This window comes from Yersinia vastinensis (genome assembly GCF_044905075.1).
Lineage (GTDB): Bacteria > Pseudomonadota > Gammaproteobacteria > Enterobacterales > Enterobacteriaceae > Yersinia > Yersinia vastinensis.
The window spans coordinates 3739545-3757571 of sequence record NZ_CP173260.1 but is presented as its reverse complement, the minus strand read 5'-3'; the positions used below and the strand labels follow the sequence as shown (position 1 = coordinate 3757571).

The following is an 18027-nucleotide window of genomic DNA, read 5'->3' as shown; positions in this document are numbered from 1 at the left end:
ATGAGTTTTAATACGGTTTTTAACTACAACTACAGCCTCAGTGACGCAGAACGTTGGGCGGCGTTTTCTGGCGATTACAACCCGATCCATTTTGATCTCCGGCACGCACAACATCTGGGGCAGGAGCAACTGACTGTCCACGGTATGCGCGCAATGCTGGATATCAAATATCAGCTCAGTACGGCGTTATTAAGCGCCGTACCCGACGCAGATTTTCTGCGTTTTACCGCGCGCTTACGTCAACCGGTATTGTGCCATACGCCGTATCAGTTACAGCTCAGCCAAGTGCCGGGGCAGGTAAGTGGCAATTTGAAGAGCAGTGGAAATGGCGAAAATTGCTTTAACAGCAAGCTGCGTAGTGCGCCCACGCTAGTACAGACTGACAATGAACCATGGGCCACATTATCTGCCGATGACGTTTATCAACTCAGTCAGCAATTTCCGGGTGACGTATCGCAACCCGCTGAGTGTTGGGGGTTTTTCGATGCGTTATTGTTTAAATTGTTGGTTGCAGCGCCAGAAACACTGGCTATGGCCAAACAGGTATTACCGGGCATTCAGGCAGAGACATTGATTGATATCTTTAAGTCTGTGCCGGTTATTCAGACTCACCATGATGTGCATTTCAGTACTGATTTACTGCGTATCAACCACCCACAACTATTTGTCCGCAGCGCACTGCACTATGCCATCGAGCCGACACTGATTGTCGGTAATTCAGATGATGGCTGGGTACTGCGCTCGGCTATTCAGGCCCGAACTGATATCGGGCCATTAATGACCACCGCTGTAACATTAAAAACGTGGCCGTTAGCCGCGCATTAAAAAGGATAAGACCATGGAAAAGTATCAACACGTTTATGACACCGTATGTGAAATGTTGTGTGACGCCAAAGACTTGGAGATGTCTGAGCTGTCACCTGAAATGCCACTGCATCAGTTAAAACTCGACAGCCTGGATTATGTTGAGTTGATGGTGCTAGCAAAGCGTGAATTCGGCGCAACATTAAACGCTGAGATGTTTATGGACAGCCCGGATATGACATTAGGCGAGCTTTGTCAGAAGCTGGCCGAGCAGAAGAAGTAATATTATGAGCAGGCAATGGGTGTTAATTACGGGGGGAAGCCGTGGCATTGGCCGCGCCTTGGTTGAAGAGCTAGCCAAAGAGTGGGATGTTGTTTTTACTTGGCGTCATGGTGAACAACAGAGCCACGATGTTATCGATAGCTGCGAAGAGTTGTCCGGTCGAGTGACCAGCTATCGCTGCGATGGCAGTAATGAAGCTGATGTTGATGTGTTGGCCCCACAATTGTTAGAAAAATATGGCCCGCCTGGTGCCGTTATCCATAATGCTGGCATTACAGGAGATGGCTTACACATTCAGCAGAATGGTGATAACTGGCGTAACGTCATAGATACCAATCTGAATGCTATTTTTTACTGGAATAAGCACCTCTTGCCACCAATGATGATGCAAGGTGAGGGCGCGGTGTTGCTGATGTCTTCAGTCACTGCCATCAAGGGGAATATCGGGCAGAGTGCATATGGTGCCAGTAAAGCCGCGATGATTGGTTTGGGCCGCTCATTGGCGCTGGAGATGGGCCGCTTTGGTATCCGGGTAAACTGTTTGCTGCCGGGGATCATTGATAGCGACATGACACGCAATATGCCGACTGAAGCCTTAAAAGGATTACGCAAGCAAATCCCGTTACGACGTTTAGGTGACGCGCAAGAAGTCGCTCGTGTCAGTGCTTTTATGATAGGCAATGATAGTCGTTATATGACCGGGCAGGCGTTAGTGTTGGATGGCGGATTAACGGCTTAAACCCAAATTACTTGAAGCTACAGGGGTGTTAGCGACTCTCATGCACCCGAATCACTGACTTGGGTCAGCTCATCGGGATGAACTCGTTTGCTGCCTACCTGTAGCTCCAATTACTTTGGGTTGTACTTTTATTACTTGAAGCTACAGGGGGTTAGCGACTCTCATGCACCCGAATCACTGACTTGGGTCAGCTCATCGGGATGAACTCGTTTGCTGCCTACCTGTAGCTCCAATGGTTTTAAGATAAAAATAGTGGGTGATTAATGGAGGCTTATTCGGAAATATTCCACTTATGCGCTAAGGTGGATTTTGTCTCACCACTCAGCCATTGGTTGACTTCACTAAGAAGCGGCTGATTATCTTTCGCCATCATATACACTTTGTAGCTGCCGGTACCGGGGAGTATTTCGGGCGTCGCAACACAAAATACGCCCGGTTCTTTGCTCTGGTAATAATCCCCTTCGATCAAATCAGTGAACATAATATCGGCACTTTGATCTCGCACACCCTGTAAATTGGCAACATTATCTTTGGTGCGGATAATTTGTGCTTTCTTGATGTTGGCATCGACGAAAGATTGGTTGGTCCCCCCCGGATTCACAATCACTTTTACCGCTTCATTATCGATAGCGTCTAGTGTCGGGAATTTTTTAGCGTGCTGGCAGTTGGCTAATGCAATTTTACCGTTTTTAACTACTGGGTTAGATAAGGCAAATTGTGCCGCGCGGCCAGGTGTTTCTGTGACACCGCCCATAGCAATATCAAATTTATCTGCTGCTAGATCCTCAGAAAGTGTTGGCCAGCTGCTTGGCACAAAATTCACTTTTAGTTGCAAACTCTCGCCGAGGGATTTTGCCATATCAATATCGTAACCGACCAACTGTCCCTGCTTATCGTGAAATGCCAGAGGCGCGTAATCACCAGGAACACCAATACGCAGTTCCCCGCTTTGTTGTATCTCCTGCCAGCTTTTTGCCAAGGTTTGTTGGCTGCTGAGTAATGCCACGATCATGATGCCCAGAGAGATAATCTTCATTTTTATTCCTATTATTTTTATAAAAGCGTTTGTAGGGGCTTAGGGAGGGAATGGCCTCCCTTTTATAAATTGATGACACGAGATAATGACGGTTACACCCAACCGTTAGCACGGAACATTTTCAATACAGTGACAAACGCCACCATCTCTTCAGGTGTCCCTAATGTCAGGCGGTTCCAACCAACAGCGGGTGGGAATTCACGGCCAACAAATACATGATATTGCTTCATGCGTTGTTGATAAGTTTTGACATCGCCAGGTATTTGGTGAAAGACGAAGTTTGCCTGTGAGGGCAGATAAGCCAATTTTAATTGGTCCAGTGCCTTAGTGACTATGCGGCGTGCCTGATCAGTAGACTGACGGCTTTGTTGTACAAACTGTTTATCCTGCAAGGAGGCTAATGCTGCAACGGCTCCTGCGGTATTGGTATTATCCAGTGAGACAAAGTTTTCTACTGCCGCAATCAGTTGCGAGTGCGCAATACCATACCCAATTCTTAGACCCGCCAGCGCAAATATTTTAGAGAATGTCCGGGTTACCAATAGATTCTTGTGGCCCGCCTGGACTAACTCAATGGCACTGTGAAACGCCGGATCATTCACAAACTCTGCATAGGCTTCATCAATAATAAACAGTGTTTCTGGTGTGGCATTTTTAACCCAATCATCAATAAGGTTTGATGGTGTGATGGTAGCGGTCGGATTATTAGGATTACACAGATAGACAATCGAGCGGCCATTGAAGTCGGCGACTTTCTTCTGCATTGCTGGCAGGTCGAATGCCATTTCTTGAGTTAAAACGACTTTTTCTATCGGGATACCAAAAGGCTTGGCATATAGCTCGGCATAGTTAAACGTTGGGTCCGGTACCACGAGTTGAATCGGCGTATTATCTTGTTCAGCCTGACGAATAACAGCCTGAATTACCGCCTGAATAGTCTCTGAAGAGCCATTTCCTAAAGAAATATTCTCGTCTTTGAGTTGGTATTCAGTGGCAATATTGGTAATCAATTTTTCGCGAGCAGCATCTGGATAACGGAATGCAGTGGGGAGGGCATCAATAATCGCCTGATGTGCTTTAGGCGACATTCCCAGCGAATTTTCATTAAAATTAAGTAATAGTGGGTGCTGTTCGCTGGGTATCAGTATTTGCGGCGGTGTTTTAGTATTTTTTGCCTGAGCGCTAGGAATAAAGCTACCTAACGTTAATCCACCCAGTAATAAACCTGATGATTTTAAAAGTGTACGACGATCCATGCTTATTTTCCTTAGGTAATCTCTGTTACATTTCGTTATAAGTAAGGGGGAGAATAGCCCGAGGTCTTATTTTTAGGCAATGTATTTTATCGTAAACTCATTTTTTACCAGTCACTTACAAGAATAATCCTATCAATTCTAAATTAAGTAAGACAAACGTTGGCTAATCATTCTGAATATGAGCGATGAGGGGATGATATCAGCAGGAAGGATATCCGCAGATAAATGACACTGCGGATATTTTTTAATATTAATGCTCGTTACTGATGTGGAATATATTCTCCGGTCAGGCTTTCCAAGAAGGCGACGATATCTTTAACATCCTGTGGCGGCAGTTGGGTTCCCACTTGATATTTCAACATCATCTCCACTGCTTGAGTCAGATCTTCGGCCTGAGCATCGTGGAAGTAAGGTGCTGTCTGTGCAATATTGCGCAAACCCGGCGTTTTAAAACGGTGCATATCGCGAGGATCTTGGGTGACATTAAAGCGCCCATGATCATCGGCAGTCAGCTCTCTTGGTCGATCAGCGAAGTAATTGCCTTTTAATCCCATTAAATCATAAGACTGCCCACCCAGATTTTTACCCACGTGGCAGGTATCACATTTGTTTTGCTGGAATAATGCCAGACCGTTTTTCTGGCTGGCCGTTAAGGCAGTCGCATCCCCTTTTAAATAGCGGTCAAAAGGACTATTTGGGGTCGTCAGTGTTTTCTCAAATTCGGCAATAGCGTCAGTAATGGTTTGTTCGGAATAACCTTGCGGATAAACTTGAACAAATTCCTGAGTTAACTGCGGATCCTGTTGCAGTTTATGAATGATGTCATCCCATGAGGCCGATGCCATTTCTACTGGGTTAAGCGGAGGTCCACCCGCTTGCTGTTGTAAATCAACGGCACGACCATCCCAGAATTGATTAACATTGAACACAGCATTGAAGACTGTCGGCGCGTTAATGCCACCTTTTTGGCCGTCAACCCCTGTTGATGTTGCCAGATTATCGACCCCACCTTTCGTGAGTAAGTGGCAGCTGGCACAAGAGATAGAGTTATCGCTGGATAGTCTTGGGTCGTGGAATAGACGCGATCCTAATGCCACTTTTTTACTGTCTACCGGCAGGGCATCAGGGAGAGGTTGCAGCGTCAGATGCTGCATATCACTACTGCTGTTGGACGGGAAATGCTCTGCCCGTTGTGATTTTACCCAATCAAGTATTTGATTGCGTTCATCAGCATTGATGCCGGAAGACCAATGCAAAACTTCGAAGCGTTGTGGTGGCATTTGTTCGCGGGCAATTGCCGATTCAATTTTCGCCAAATCAGCTTCCGGTACAGCACGATTTTCTTTAATGGCCGATAAAGTCGGTTCCAATGAGAAATATTGGCTGCCTTGCTGAATATCGTAATCCATTAATTGTTTCACGCCCGGAATAACGGCATAAAACGGGAGAGACGCGCTGCTGGTATGGCAATAATCGCACCCCTTTTGGTAAAACAGATTACTGATTTGTTGACTCGTGAATTTTGTGTTGCTTACTGAGGATGCAGCATTGTTATTTAATGGTTTCTCCTCACTGATTAATGCCTTACTGCGCGCGTTATCGGTCATGTAGATATAACCTGCTACGGCCAGATAACCTGCAACTATGAGTATACCTCCGCCAATTAGCCATTTTCTTATCACAGCAGCACTCCTTTGTTGTGTGGAAAGTGATGAGTCACTTTCACATTTATCCCCATTGGTATTTGACATTACCGGTCAGCAACGCCAATGACGCTGGGTGTAGGGTTTTTATCCTGTCAATAACCTTATTTATTTAGTGGGATTATCTCTGGGCTGCGTTGAGCGATGGTTGACCTTTATCAAGCTAGTGGGGCAGCTTTGCCTATCGTTGAGATAGCCTTTGTCTATTGATTGAAAAATAGGCAAATGAATCGGGTGTTATTTGTTTAGCGCTCAGAATGGATCACTGCACCGCCAAATAGGATTTTGTGAAGTCGAACACTTTCTCGCCATTTCATCGTGATGGCGCTCACAGCAATTTATGCATTTGCCCAAAAAACCCCGCCTTTATTGCCTTTTTTGCAGCCAATTTCCTAATGACTAATGGAGTGTTATCTTCAATACTGAGCAAGTGAAATATCATTCCATTTTAAAAGATCTGTTGTTCTAGTAATTGGCTTGTGCAAATCATTATTAAAAATAAGGGATTAGACATCGTAGCTTGCAGGGATAGCGGCCATGGAGTCAGAAGGAACCAGTGAAATCCCCTTGTTCCTTTTGAACACGAGATGAACTCTAAAGGCAGGTAATCAGGTGAAAATAATATCAGTAGATGTGACCGTATTTTCTTATCCAACCCGGCGTGTTTCCGATACCGCAGGGCATTCGCATCCCGGCGAGGAGTCATTGGCAAAAATGGCCATGCTGACCTTGACCACTGATGAAGGTGATTGTGGTTATGCATTTGCACCACCAGAAGTGATTCGTCCGCATATCATTAACAGCTTCTTTAAAAAGGTATTGATCGGGCAGAACCCTTTTGATCGTGAGCGGCTATGGAATGATTTGGTCCATTGGCAGCGGGGCAGTGCTAATCAGTTAACTGATCGGGCGCTGGCTATTGCCGAGCAGGCTATTTGGGACTTGTTGGGGCGCAAGCTGGGTCAGCCGGTCTATAAATTGCTTGGAGGGTATCGCGACAAAGTGTTGGCCTACGGCAGCACCATGTGCGGTGATGAATTAGCCGATGGGCTTTCCACACCGGATGAATACGCCCGCTTTGCCGAGCAACTGGTTGCCAGAGGGTATAAGGGTATTAAGTTGCATACTTGGATGCCCCCCGTCTCTTTTGCACCAAGCCCACAAATGGATGTTCGTGCCTGTGCCGCGGTACGCGAAGCCGTCGGGCCAGATATTGCGTTGATGCTGGATGGTTACCATTGGTACAGCCGCAGTGATGCACTTTATATTGGCCGCGAACTACAAAAGCTGAATTTCAGTTGGTTTGAAGAGCCGATGGAAGAGCAGAGCATGGCTTCGTATTGCTGGCTGCGAGAAAACCTACAGATAGACATAATCGGCCCTGAAAGTCTGGCAGGAAAATACTTCAGCCGTGCCGATTGGGTAAAAGCCGGTGCCTGCGATATTTTACGCGCTGGTGTGCAGGGCGTGGGCGGGATTACCCCTTGTTTGAAAGTAGCCCATCTTGCGGAGTCTTTTGGCATGGATTGTGAAATTCACGGTAACGGTGCACCAAATCTGGCCGTTGTCGGTGCTATTCGTAACTGCCGCTGGTATGAGCGTGGGTTGTTGCATCCATTCCTTGATTATGATGAACCAGCCGCTTACCTCAATAGCATCATCGACCCGATGGACAGCGACGGTTATGTCTCGTTACCCACCCGGCCGGGATTAGGCGAGGATATTAATTTCGACTATATCGAAGCTAATACCTTGCGTTCTTGACGTTGCAGGTTGACTGCTCGCTAACTCATTCCTCGAGTCAGTGATTTGGGTGAGTGCGAGCAGATAGCCATCCTGTAGCGTCAATGACTTTAGGTATTCTCTACGCGATTTAAAAAATTAACTCGACCTATAAAAACAAGCATTCAGATCTAGCCTTTTCTTACCGGAGATGGTCCATGAACGCGATAATAATAGTAAGAACACTCCTCCTTACCCTACTGATCACTCTGACGTCGACTGGCGTCAGTATGGCTAAAACACCCGATGACCAACTGATTGTTGGCATGAATATGAACAACCTGCTGTCACTTGATCCAGCGGCGATGACCGGCAATGATGCCGTTTCTATCATTGTGAATATGTATGACTCGCTGGTGGAACTGGATCCGCACACCCCAAGTAAAGTCTTACCCGGTGCGGCCACGGAGTGGAAAATCAGTGATGACGGCAAGTTAATCACCTTTACCTTGCGTGACGGTATGAAATTCCACTCTGGTAATCCGGTGACTGCCGCCGATTTTACCTGGTCGATGAATCGCCTGATGCATCTGAATTTGGCGCAGGCCACCACGTGGAAGTCTTACGGTTTCACTGCCGATAACGTCGAGCAATTGATCCGTGCCAAAGATCCCCTCACGGTAGAGATTGAACTACCTAAACCAACCGACCCCAAACTGGTGATTTATTCACTGGCAACCTTGGGCAGTGGTTCGATTCTTGATCGCGCTACCGTGATGCAACACGAGAAAAACGGTGACTGGGGTAATGGCTGGTTGACTACCAATGAGGCGGGATCAGGCCCGTTTAAGCTGGATGTGTGGCAGGCAAAAGATGTGCTGCGTATCAGCCGGGTGGATAATTACTGGCAGGGTGACGCCAAAATGAAGCGGGTGATCTTCCGCCATATGACGGAGTCACAAGCACTGCGGTTAATGATTGAAAAAGGGGATATTGATATTGCCAGCGGTATGTCGGTGCCCGACATCAATGCACTGAAAAATAGCCCGGAAATTAAAGTCGACGAAGTCCAGCGTGGCACCCTTTATTATGTTGCCATGAGCCTGAAAGAACCGCATTTTGCTAATCCTAAAGTGCGCGAGGCCGTAAGGTATTTAATTGATTATGACGGAATTAACCAAACTATCATGCCGGGTTACGGTATTTACCACCAACGCCCAATCCAAAAGGGAATGGATGTCACACTGCCTGATCCCGGCTATAAACTCGATGTAGCGAAAGCCAAAGCGCTGCTCACAGAGGCCGGTTATCCGGACGGTTTCACCACCACATTGCGAGTGCTGTCTGATCCACCCTTTATCAACGTTGCCACGTCCGTTCAATCCACATTGGCCCAAGCTGGGATCCAAGCCAAAATCCTAACCGGCACGGGTAATCAGGTCTATGGTGCAATGCGTGATCGCCAGTTCGACATGTTGGTGGGCCGTGGTGGTGGCGGTGTAGACCCACATCCTCACTCCAGTCTGCGCTCGGTTGCCTATAACCCGGATAACAGTGATGCCGCTAAATTGACCAACTTCCAAGGCTGGCGCACCTCTTTCTACGATAAACAACTGAATGACTTAATTGATAACGCGTTAATCGAGAAAGACCCGGCCAAACAAAAGCAAATGTACGTGGAAGTGCAAGAGCGCTATGACGCGCTATTCCCGGCTATCTTGCCTATCTCACAAATGGTGGATTCTGTCGTGGTGCGCAAAGACGTGGTTGATTACGTTCCGCATCCATCAACCACTACCCGCCTGCTACAGGTGTATAAGCAGCGATAACTCACTGCACGCAACCTAACCCCGGGCAAAGTGTCAGTGTGCTTTGCCCGTTTCGGGAGGATAGCATGAAGGTTTCAGACTGGTTTGCACCGCACGGTATTGCACGGCGTTTATCAAAGCGCCTTTTACAGGTTGCTGTGACCTTATTCGGTTTATTGATCCTGACGTTCATTATTGGTCGGGTGATGCCGATTGACCCGGTTTTGGCGATAGTTGGTCAAGATGCGGATCAAAGTACCTACCAACAGGTATACCTGCAACTGGGGCTAGATAAACCGCTCTGGACACAGTTCTTTATCTACTTTAACTCACTTATCCACGGTGATCTCGGCAATGCTTTGCTGACGGGCCGCCCGGTGGTGGATGACATTATCCGTGTGTTCCCTGCCACCATTGAACTGGCCACGATGGCCATTATCGTGGGGGCCGGTCTGGGTATTCCACTGGGTGTGATGGCGGCGGCACGCCGTGGCAAATTTGCCGATTATGCGGTGCGTTTCATTAGTTTAGCGGGCTACTCAACGCCGATTTTCTGGGTCGGGATGATGGGGCTGCTAGTGTTCTATGCTTGGCTAAACTGGGTGGGCGGCGCCGGTCGGGTTGATATGGCCTATGACGGTTTGGTGGACAGACGTACTGGTTTATTGCTGATTGACTCGGCGCTGGCCGGTGAGTGGGAGGTGTTCCGCAGTGCGGTTAATCACTTGCTGCTGCCTGCAACCATTCTCGGTTTTCACTCTTTGGCTTATATCAGCCGTATGACTCGTAGTTTTATGTTGGCGCAGTTGTCGCAGGAATACATCATCACCGCCAAAGTGAAAGGTTTGTCCGAGTTTCAGGTGTTATGGGGCCATGCGTTCCGCAACATTCTGGTGCAATTACTGACGGTGGTCGCGCTCGCATATGGTTCCTTATTAGAAGGCGCGGTATTGATCGAGACGGTCTTCTCCTGGCCCGGTTTTGGTTCCTATCTGACCGGCAGCTTATTACTCGGTGATATGAATGCGGTGATGGGCTGCGTGTTGTTGGTTGGCCTGATCTTCGTCTCACTGAATTTACTGTCTGACATGCTCTATCAGATCTTCGACCCGAGGACGAATCAATGATGCTTTCCTCTGAACCCGATAATGTTGTGGCTCGTCCTGAAATGCAAAATCAGGGCTGGAAGCGCGGGCTACGGCGGGTACTTAACTTCTTCCACGCTTTAATGAGAAATCCGCTGACGGCTATTGGTGTCTCCATTATTGGATTATTGTTAGTGGTGGCTTTTTTTGCGCCTTGGCTGGCGACGCATGACCCGCTGGCACAGGACCTCGGTAATGCATTACAGGCTCCCGGTAGCCAGCATTGGTTTGGTACGGATGAGTTTGGCCGGGATCAATACAGCCGCTTGATTTATGGTGCGCGCACCACGTTGTACATAGTGGCTCTGGTATCCGTAACGGTTGGTCCTATCGGGTTGTTACTTGGCGTGGTCGCCGGTTATTTCGGTGGTAAGGTCGATAGTATCCTGATGCGTATTACCGACATTTTTATTTCATTCCCCAGTTTGGTGTTGGCGCTGGCATTTGTCGCAGCTTTAGGCCCCGGTCTAGAGCATGTGGTTATCGCGATAACACTGACCGCGTGGCCGCCGATTGCTCGCTTGGCGCGGGCCGAAACGCTCTCGCTTCGCAATGCCGATTTTGTCTCGGCAGTGAAATTGCAGGGCGCATCACCCCTACGCATTTTGCTGCGCCACATTGTGCCGCTGTGCCTGCCATCAGTCATTATCCGTATCACGATGAATATGGCCGGTATTATTTTAACCGCTGCAGGGCTGGGCTTCCTTGGTCTGGGTGCTCAACCACCTGACCCAGAGTGGGGAGCAATGATTTCCAGTGGCCGTCGTTACATGATGGAGTGCTGGTGGCTAGTGACTATCCCTGGTCTGGCAATCCTGCTGAACAGTCTGGCGTTTAACTTCTTAGGAGATGGCCTACGTGACATTCTCGATCCCAGAACAGAATAAATCAGTGCCTTTGCTGGAAGTAGATGACCTGCGGGTGAGCTTCGTTAATGGCAAACAGGTGACTGACGCGGTACGCGGCGTTTCATTTTCGTTGGGCAAAGAAAAACTGGCAATTGTTGGTGAGTCCGGCTCCGGCAAATCCACAGTAGGACGTGCGCTGCTGAAATTACATCCTGCCAGTGCGCAAATCCATGCCAACACTCTGCGTTTTGCTGAAGTGGATTTACTGCGCGCCAGTGAAGCCAAAATGCGCGAGGTGCGTGGTAAGCGGATGTCGATGATTATGCAGGACCCGAAATACTCATTAAACCCGGTAGTTTGTGTCGGCGATCAGGTAGCGGAAGCCTATCTGGCACATCATAAAGTGTCGCGTCAGGAGGCACGGGAGCGGGTGCTATCCATGTTTGAAGTGGTACGTATTCGCCAGCCACAGCGGGTGTATAGCCTGTATCCACATGAAGTATCTGGCGGTCAGGGGCAGCGAATTATGATAGCCATGATGCTTATCACCGGGCCAGAAATGGTGATCGCCGATGAACCCACCTCGGCACTGGATGTGTCTGTGCGGTTACAGGTCTTGGCGATGCTGGATGATTTAGTTCAAGAACGCGGCTTGGGGCTGATTTTTATCAGTCATGATATCAATCTGGTGCGCAGTTTCTGCGATAGAGTGCTGGTGATGTATGCCGGGCGCGTGGTGGAATCCATTGCCGCTTGCGATCTTGAGAGTGCGCAGCATCCCTATACTCGCGGCTTACTCAATGCACTTCCTGATCTGAATAATCGCCGTGACCGTCTGCCAGTAATGGTGCGAGACCCGGCTTGGATGAATGGTTAAGGAGCTTGCTATGTCTGCAAATGCAATGATTGAAATTAATAACCTTAACCTTATTTTTGGCGAGGGTAGCCAGCAGAATCAGGTACTGTTTGATGTGAATCTGGCCGTTAACAACGGTGAGATTTTTGGTTTAGTCGGGGAGTCGGGTTCAGGTAAAACCACGGTGCTGAAATGTCTGGCGGGGCTGTTTAACCACTGGAGTGGGCAACTCACGCTGAATCAAATACCGCTGGCGCACCGGATTGAACGCGATCGCTGCCGTCATGTGCAGATGGTGTTCCAAGACCCTTATGGATCACTGCATCCACGTCATACGATTGAATATATTCTCTCCGAGCCATTGATCATCCATGGCATGGGGGATCGCGACCAGCGTATTGACAGCATTTTGGAAAAAGTGGGCCTCAACCGGCTATTTCGTCAGCGATACCCACACCAGCTTTCAGGGGGACAGCGCCAGCGGGTGGCAATTGCTCGGGCGCTAATTCTGGAGCCGCGTGTCTTGCTGCTCGATGAACCCACTTCGGCACTGGATGTGTCGGTGCAAGCAGAAATTCTAAATTTGTTGGCAGAGTTACAACAGCGGGAGAAACTCACTTATCTGATGGTCACTCACGATTTGGGGGTCATTGCGCACCTATGTCACCGCGTGGCAGTGATGCAACATGGCAGAATACTGGAAACCCTGAATACCGAAGATCTCACCACCGATTGCGAAAAAACCGCCTATACAAATATGTTGGTGGATGCCAGCCGTCAGTATAGCCGTGACTTGGCGCAAAAAGCCGCCGCAATGTCATAATCCTCTCAGGCGGTCGTTTACAACGAGGTCTTGTCGCCTGAGATATTCGGGCATAGCCGCATCGCGGGGGCTATGCCTAATCACGGGGTTTGTCAGCAATTCTAGGCGCTTATACGAGATAAGCGCCTGTTGGTTAGGACTCATCCGCCCTCTTTTTTAGCCACTGGATAAAGGCATTAATCTTCGGCCACTGTCGGTCAGATAGCGTTGAGATGTAATAGCGCTGTTCACACCTCACTTCCAGATCCGGGAACGGCATAATAAGCTCTTGGTTTTCCAGCCGTTTGGTGACCAGTTTCTTTCGGCCCATGGCAACACCGACATGATTCATAGCTGCGATAATCGCCAAATCTGAGCGGTCAAAACCCATGCTGCGTTGTGTCGGATCAATATCAAAGCCCACTTGTTGGCCCCAAGTATTCCATTCACTAATATCCGAATCATAGCTCCAGGCTTGCCGGTCATGCAGCAAGGTGCATTGCCGCAGATTGACGAGGTTGCCATTAAGCTGATGTTTTTCTGCATATTCTGGGCTACAGACCGGAACCATCGATTCATCCATCAAATGCTGATAAGAGAGTTTCTCTGGCGTTTTATCATCAAAATAAATCGCTAAATCAATACCGCCGCCTTGGAAATTGACATTCTCATTGCCGGTCAAAATATTCAAGCTGATGGCGGGGTAATGCTGGGCAAAATCGGCCAATTTGGGGACTAACCAGCACTGGGCAATGGAAGGGCGAGAATAGAGGGTGAGTGTGCCAGACAGCTCCTGATTTTTTATTTCCAAGATTTCCTGATTTAGATACTCCAATGACGATTTCAGTACCCAAAATACTCGTTCTCCCTCAGTGGTGAGTTCTACTTTACGGTGAAAACGCTGGAACAGTTTAAAGCCTAATTCTTCTTCCAAACTGTTAATCCGGTGACTGACCGCACTAGGGCTGATAGATAACTCCTCAGCCGCTAGCGCAAATGAGCTGTGCCGTGCGGCAACTTCAAAAGTATAGAGTTTCGATAGCTGGTAGCCATTTAGCAATTTATTGCGGGTGATATAGCTTTTTTCTGGGTACATATGGCTTCTCAGGCAATCTTTTTTGTTGAAATAGTATACCGCAATGATGGGCGGATACGACATTTAGGGTTATCTAATGTGATGCAAATCGGAGTTAACAGTAAAACTTTGACCAATATTGCACTTTTGATTCAATCCAGCTCATCTGAAAGGGGTTTTTTATCATTTGTCAGTACCGACCAATTCTTATTCAATGAGGGCAGAACTTATTATTAGAAGAGGTTGGCTATGGACTCACAAATATGGGTAGTGGGGACGTTATTAACGAGCATCATTATTATTATTTTCACCATTGTAAAACTGAAAATACATCCCTTTCTGGCACTGTTATTAGCCAGTTTCTATGTCGGATTATTAATGGGCATGAATCCGCTGGAAATGGTGAATTCCATTGAAGGTGGGATTGGCGGAACATTAGGCTTCTTGGCCGCCGTCATTGGGTTGGGGACAATCTTAGGTAAAATGATGGAAATATCCGGTGCTGCAGAGCGCATCGGTATTACCTTACAGCGCTGTCGCTGGCTATCACCGGATGTCACTATGGTGTTGGTCGGGTTAATTTGCGGTATCACTCTTTTTGTTGAAGTTGGTGTTGTCTTATTGATTCCGTTGGCATTTTCTATTGCCAAAAAAACCAATACTTCTTTGCTGAAATTAGCTATCCCACTGTGTACTGCGTTGATGGCGGTCCATTGCGTGGTTCCACCGCATCCGGCGGCTATGTATGTCACCAATGCATTGGGTGCTGATATTGGCAAAGTGATTGTTTACGGATTACTCGTCGGGTTAGCGGCATCATTAATTGGTGGGCCATTGTTCCTGCGTATTGTGGGTAAACGCCTGCCATTTAAAACCGTACCGGAAGCATTCTCTGAAATCAAAGTACGTAATGAGGATGAATTACCCTCATTGGGAGCAACCTTATTTACTGTGCTACTGCCGATTATTCTGATGCTGGCAAAAACCACCGCAGAACTGAATATGGAGAAGGGCACCACCCTCTATTTACTATTAGAGTTTATCGGTAACCCTATTACCGCCATGTTTATTGCCGCATTTGTTGCCTATTACACGCTGGGTATCCGGCAAAATATGGGAATGAGTACGCTACTGGCGAAAACAGAAGAGAGCTTTTCTTCTATTGCCAATATCCTGTTAATTATCGGGGCTGGTGGCGCATTTAACGGAATATTAAAAGCCAGCGGGTTAGCCGATGCGTTGGCGGTGATTTTATCGAATCTGGACATGCATCCGATTTTATTAGCGTGGTTGGTGGCCTTGATTCTGCATGCTGCGGTTGGCTCCGCCACCGTAGCCATGATGGGGGCAACGGCCATTGTGTCCCCTATATTGCCGATGTATCCCAATGTCAGCCCAGAAATTATCACGCTGGCGATTGGCTCTGGTGCCATTGGTTTCACCATCGTCACTGACTCGCTATTCTGGTTGGTAAAACAATATTGCGGCGCAACGCTGAGTGAAACATTTAAATATTATACAACCGCGACCTTTATCGCGTCGGTGATTGCATTGGGCACGACTTTCCTACTTTCTTACATCATATGATCGAAAAGAGACTTTTTATGAAAAGCACTGAAATTGATAAATTAATTACCGACTTCCCTTTGGTCAAAAAGCTTATCAATTTGGAGGAGGTGACGTGGTTTAACCCGCAGGCGACTACCCTGGAAAAAGGGCTACCTTATGTTGGGCTAGCGCAACAGGATGTCACTGATGCTGAAGCTCGGCTGCGGCGTTTTGCCCCTTATTTGTGTCAGGCCTTCCCTGAGACACAAAAAACGCAGGGCATTATTGAGTCCGACATTGTGGCTATCCCTGCGATGCAGCAAGTTCTGCAGCAGCGTTATGGGGTTGAAATGACGGGCCGCTTACTCTTAAAGAAAGACAGTCACTTACCGATTTCCGGTTCGATTAAAGCGCGTGGTGGTATTTATGAAGTTTTAACTCATGCGGAAAAACTGGCATTACAAGCGGGTCTACTGGCCGTCACTGATGATTACAGCAAACTCTTCTCTGATGATTTCCGCCAATTCTTCAGTCAGTATCGCATCGCGGTGGGGTCTACCGGTAATTTGGGAATGTCGATTGGTATTATGAGCGCCAAGCTAGGGTTCAGTGTCAGTGTGCATATGTCAGCAGATGCCCGTGAATGGAAAAAACGCAAATTGCGTGAGCACGGTGTCAATGTTGTTGAATACGAGCAGGACTATGGCGTGGCGGTAGCACAAGGGCGCAAACAGGCAGAGTCTGATCCAAATTGCTTCTTTATTGACGATGAAAACTCGCCAACCTTGTTCCTGGGTTACGCGGTAGCCGGTGGCCGACTGAAACAGCAATTTGCCGAACAAGGGATTCTGGTGGATGAAGATCACCCGCTGTTTGTCTATCTCCCTTGTGGTGTAGGTGGTGGCCCCGGTGGTGTGGCCTTCGGCTTAAAGCTCGCGTTTGGCGACCATGTTCATTGTATTTTTGCCGAGCCAACACATTCACCTTGCATGTTACTGGGTGTTTATACCGGTCTACATGATGGTATTTCTGTGCAGGATATCGGTATCGATAACATTACTGCCGCAGATGGCTTGGCGGTAGGCCGAGCTTCCGGGTTTGTTGGCCGAGCCATGGAGCGTTTACTGGACGGTTTCTACACCTTAAGTGATGCCGAAATGTATGATCTGCTGGGCCTTCTTAACCGGCATGAAGGTATCCGTTTGGAACCTTCCGCTCTGGCGGGGATGCCCGGCCCTGCACGGGTGAGCAGCAATGCTGATTATTTGCAAAATCATCAATTGAGTGCTGAGAAAATGCAAAATGCAACTCATCTGGTATGGGCAACCGGCGGTGGCATGGTGCCAGTTGAAGAGATGGAAAAATACCTCGCGACGGCGAGAATTTAACGTCATGACCAGATAACAGTATGAAAAGCGGGGCAAATATTTAGCCCCGTTTTTCATCGCTATTCACCGTCAGTGATTAGGAGACAGTTGCACTTTAATATCCGCCGGCTGGCTGTAATAAGGGGCAGATGTAATCACCAAATCAATTCCTGTCGCGGCATACTCCGCAATATTGGTTTTCGTCACCCCACCGGTTGCAGCTAAATGGCAAAAAGGCGCATAGGCTTTTGCCTGCGGTAATAATGCACTGATTTGTGCGGGACTGAATGTTTGCGGGTTAGGGTCATACGCCCCATTTGCTGACCAATAAGCAGTGAACGGGTAGTGAGATCGCCATACTGGATATCTTCCAAGAGCAATCGATCTAAATCAGCATCGGAAAGATAGATCATCTTCATTCTCCTTAAGTAAAACTAATTGTCCTTGAGAAAATACCCAGCGCTTATCAGCTATTGGTAACGGGTGAGTATTTGGCCGGATCCCCATACTCCACGGTTACTTTATGCCCCGTATTAGCTTCAAATTACGTAATGATATCTTCTACAGGAAGGCGCAGCCCGGCACCGGCATATGAATGAAGTTGATCGGCATAACTGGCGGGGGCAGCAACGGCAAGAAGGGTGGCTCAATGCTGTTTGTGCAGAATGTCGATCTGGATAAGATTATTGAATTTGAAAGGATAATTCCTATTTAGAGTACATCGATAAGCCAGAGAGAAAGTTATCGCGTAGTGCTCACATTTTTGTCTATCTCACTCTGCACAGAAAAAGCGCAAATTTGCACTTTTTCTGTGCGATAAGTCTGCGCTGACGGCGCACTCTCCTGCCTTTCTGCTGTTTTCACGTTTTTGTTGCTCATCGATAATTTAAAAAAATATCTCTTTAATTACAATTTGTTGCGCCAATTTTTGCCATTTATTTTTTCACTTTATGCCCGCTGGCATAGTTCATGCTTATGTCATTACATTCAAGTTACTTGAATACATTTCACATGACTTTAAATGGGGCGGCAATC

General features: G+C 47.7%; 17 protein-coding genes. 11 read left to right on the top strand and 6 right to left on the bottom strand.

The genetic code is table 11. From position 1 onward, the window contains the following. From ACIOG0_RS17510 to ACIOG0_RS17500, 3 genes are read left to right on the top strand one after another with little or no spacing between them, the layout of a single operon-like run. Entirely contained in the window at nucleotides 1-825 is an 825-nt protein-coding gene (locus ACIOG0_RS17510) for a MaoC/PaaZ C-terminal domain-containing protein (RefSeq protein WP_050100312.1), read from the top strand. Nucleotides 826-838: 13 nt separating this feature from the next. Continuing rightward, entirely contained in the window at nucleotides 839-1087 is a 249-nt protein-coding gene (locus tag ACIOG0_RS17505; RefSeq protein WP_050100310.1) for an acyl carrier protein, read from the top strand. A 4-nt stretch (nucleotides 1088-1091) separates the two neighbouring features. After that, a complete protein-coding gene (locus ACIOG0_RS17500) occupies nucleotides 1092-1826 on the top strand; it encodes an SDR family NAD(P)-dependent oxidoreductase (protein ID WP_050140517.1) in 735 nt (244 codons plus the stop codon). 271 nt (nucleotides 1827-2097) lie between these two features. Here the strand turns inward: ACIOG0_RS17500 and ACIOG0_RS17495 are convergent, their stop codons facing one another. The 3 genes from ACIOG0_RS17495 to ACIOG0_RS17485 all read right to left on the bottom strand — a co-directional run bounded on the left by ACIOG0_RS17495 (nucleotide 2098) and on the right by ACIOG0_RS17485 (nucleotide 5800). Further along, a complete protein-coding gene (locus ACIOG0_RS17495) occupies nucleotides 2098-2862 on the bottom strand; it encodes a transporter substrate-binding domain-containing protein (protein WP_050100306.1) in 765 nt (254 codons plus the stop codon). A gap of 92 nt (nucleotides 2863-2954) precedes the next feature. Beyond that, the gene (locus ACIOG0_RS17490; RefSeq protein ID WP_050140521.1) at nucleotides 2955-4118 is read right to left on the bottom strand and encodes a histidinol-phosphate transaminase; all 1164 of its coding nucleotides are present in this window, start codon (nucleotides 4116-4118) and stop codon (nucleotides 2955-2957) included. A gap of 260 nt (nucleotides 4119-4378) precedes the next feature. Continuing rightward, the gene (locus ACIOG0_RS17485; RefSeq protein WP_050100303.1) at nucleotides 4379-5800 is read right to left on the bottom strand and encodes a cytochrome c peroxidase; all 1422 of its coding nucleotides are present in this window, start codon (nucleotides 5798-5800) and stop codon (nucleotides 4379-4381) included. 633 nt (nucleotides 5801-6433) lie between these two features. Between ACIOG0_RS17485 and ACIOG0_RS17480 the strand changes: the two genes are divergently transcribed. From ACIOG0_RS17480 to ACIOG0_RS17455, 6 genes are all read left to right on the top strand, one after another. Continuing rightward, nucleotides 6434-7585 (top strand): mandelate racemase family protein, encoded by a 1152-nt coding sequence (locus tag ACIOG0_RS17480; RefSeq protein WP_050100301.1) that lies wholly within the window; start codon nucleotides 6434-6436, stop codon nucleotides 7583-7585. A gap of 248 nt (nucleotides 7586-7833) precedes the next feature. Further along, nucleotides 7834-9372, top strand: coding sequence for an ABC transporter substrate-binding protein (locus ACIOG0_RS17475; RefSeq protein ID WP_404704880.1), 1539 nt, complete (start codon nucleotides 7834-7836; stop codon nucleotides 9370-9372). Nucleotides 9373-9437: 65 nt separating this feature from the next. After that, on the top strand, nucleotides 9438-10478 hold the full coding sequence (locus tag ACIOG0_RS17470) for an ABC transporter permease (RefSeq protein ID WP_050100298.1): 1041 nt from the start codon (nucleotides 9438-9440) through the stop codon (nucleotides 10476-10478). Nucleotides 10479-10519: 41 nt separating this feature from the next. Continuing rightward, nucleotides 10520-11383 carry an ABC transporter permease gene (locus ACIOG0_RS17465; protein WP_050140579.1) on the top strand — a complete coding sequence of 288 codons (864 nt, stop codon included), beginning with the start codon at nucleotides 10520-10522 and terminating at the stop codon, nucleotides 11381-11383. Beyond that, nucleotides 11346-12221: an ABC transporter ATP-binding protein gene (locus tag ACIOG0_RS17460; RefSeq protein ID WP_072086660.1), complete on the top strand. Its 876-nt coding sequence runs from the start codon at nucleotides 11346-11348 to the stop codon at nucleotides 12219-12221. Before ACIOG0_RS17465 ends, ACIOG0_RS17460 begins: the two co-directional genes overlap by 38 nt. Before the next feature lie 25 nt (nucleotides 12222-12246). Then, nucleotides 12247-13023 carry an ABC transporter ATP-binding protein gene (locus ACIOG0_RS17455; RefSeq protein ID WP_050100520.1) on the top strand — a complete coding sequence of 259 codons (777 nt, stop codon included), beginning with the start codon at nucleotides 12247-12249 and terminating at the stop codon, nucleotides 13021-13023. Between the two features lie 133 nt (nucleotides 13024-13156). Here ACIOG0_RS17455 and dsdC read toward each other — a convergent pair whose 3' ends face one another. Beyond that, nucleotides 13157-14098 (bottom strand): DNA-binding transcriptional regulator DsdC, encoded by a 942-nt coding sequence (gene dsdC / locus ACIOG0_RS17450; protein ID WP_050295860.1) that lies wholly within the window; start codon nucleotides 14096-14098, stop codon nucleotides 13157-13159. Nucleotides 14099-14326: 228 nt separating this feature from the next. Between dsdC and dsdX the strand changes: the two genes are divergently transcribed. Together dsdX and ACIOG0_RS17440 are read left to right on the top strand one after the other, a co-directional pair. Continuing rightward, the gene (gene dsdX, locus ACIOG0_RS17445; RefSeq protein ID WP_050100290.1) at nucleotides 14327-15664 is read left to right on the top strand and encodes a D-serine transporter DsdX; all 1338 of its coding nucleotides are present in this window, start codon (nucleotides 14327-14329) and stop codon (nucleotides 15662-15664) included. A 17-nt stretch (nucleotides 15665-15681) separates the two neighbouring features. Continuing rightward, nucleotides 15682-17013, top strand: coding sequence for a D-serine ammonia-lyase (locus tag ACIOG0_RS17440; protein ID WP_050100288.1), 1332 nt, complete (start codon nucleotides 15682-15684; stop codon nucleotides 17011-17013). Nucleotides 17014-17082: 69 nt separating this feature from the next. Here ACIOG0_RS17440 and ACIOG0_RS17435 read toward each other — a convergent pair whose 3' ends face one another. Further along, nucleotides 17083-17265 (bottom strand): hypothetical protein, encoded by a 183-nt coding sequence (locus ACIOG0_RS17435; protein ID WP_404705057.1) that lies wholly within the window; start codon nucleotides 17263-17265, stop codon nucleotides 17083-17085. Beyond that, the gene (locus tag ACIOG0_RS17430; RefSeq protein WP_050100287.1) at nucleotides 17214-17405 is read right to left on the bottom strand and encodes a hypothetical protein; all 192 of its coding nucleotides are present in this window, start codon (nucleotides 17403-17405) and stop codon (nucleotides 17214-17216) included. Before ACIOG0_RS17430 ends, ACIOG0_RS17435 begins: the two co-directional genes overlap by 52 nt. Nucleotides 17406-18027: the final 622 nt, after the last annotated feature.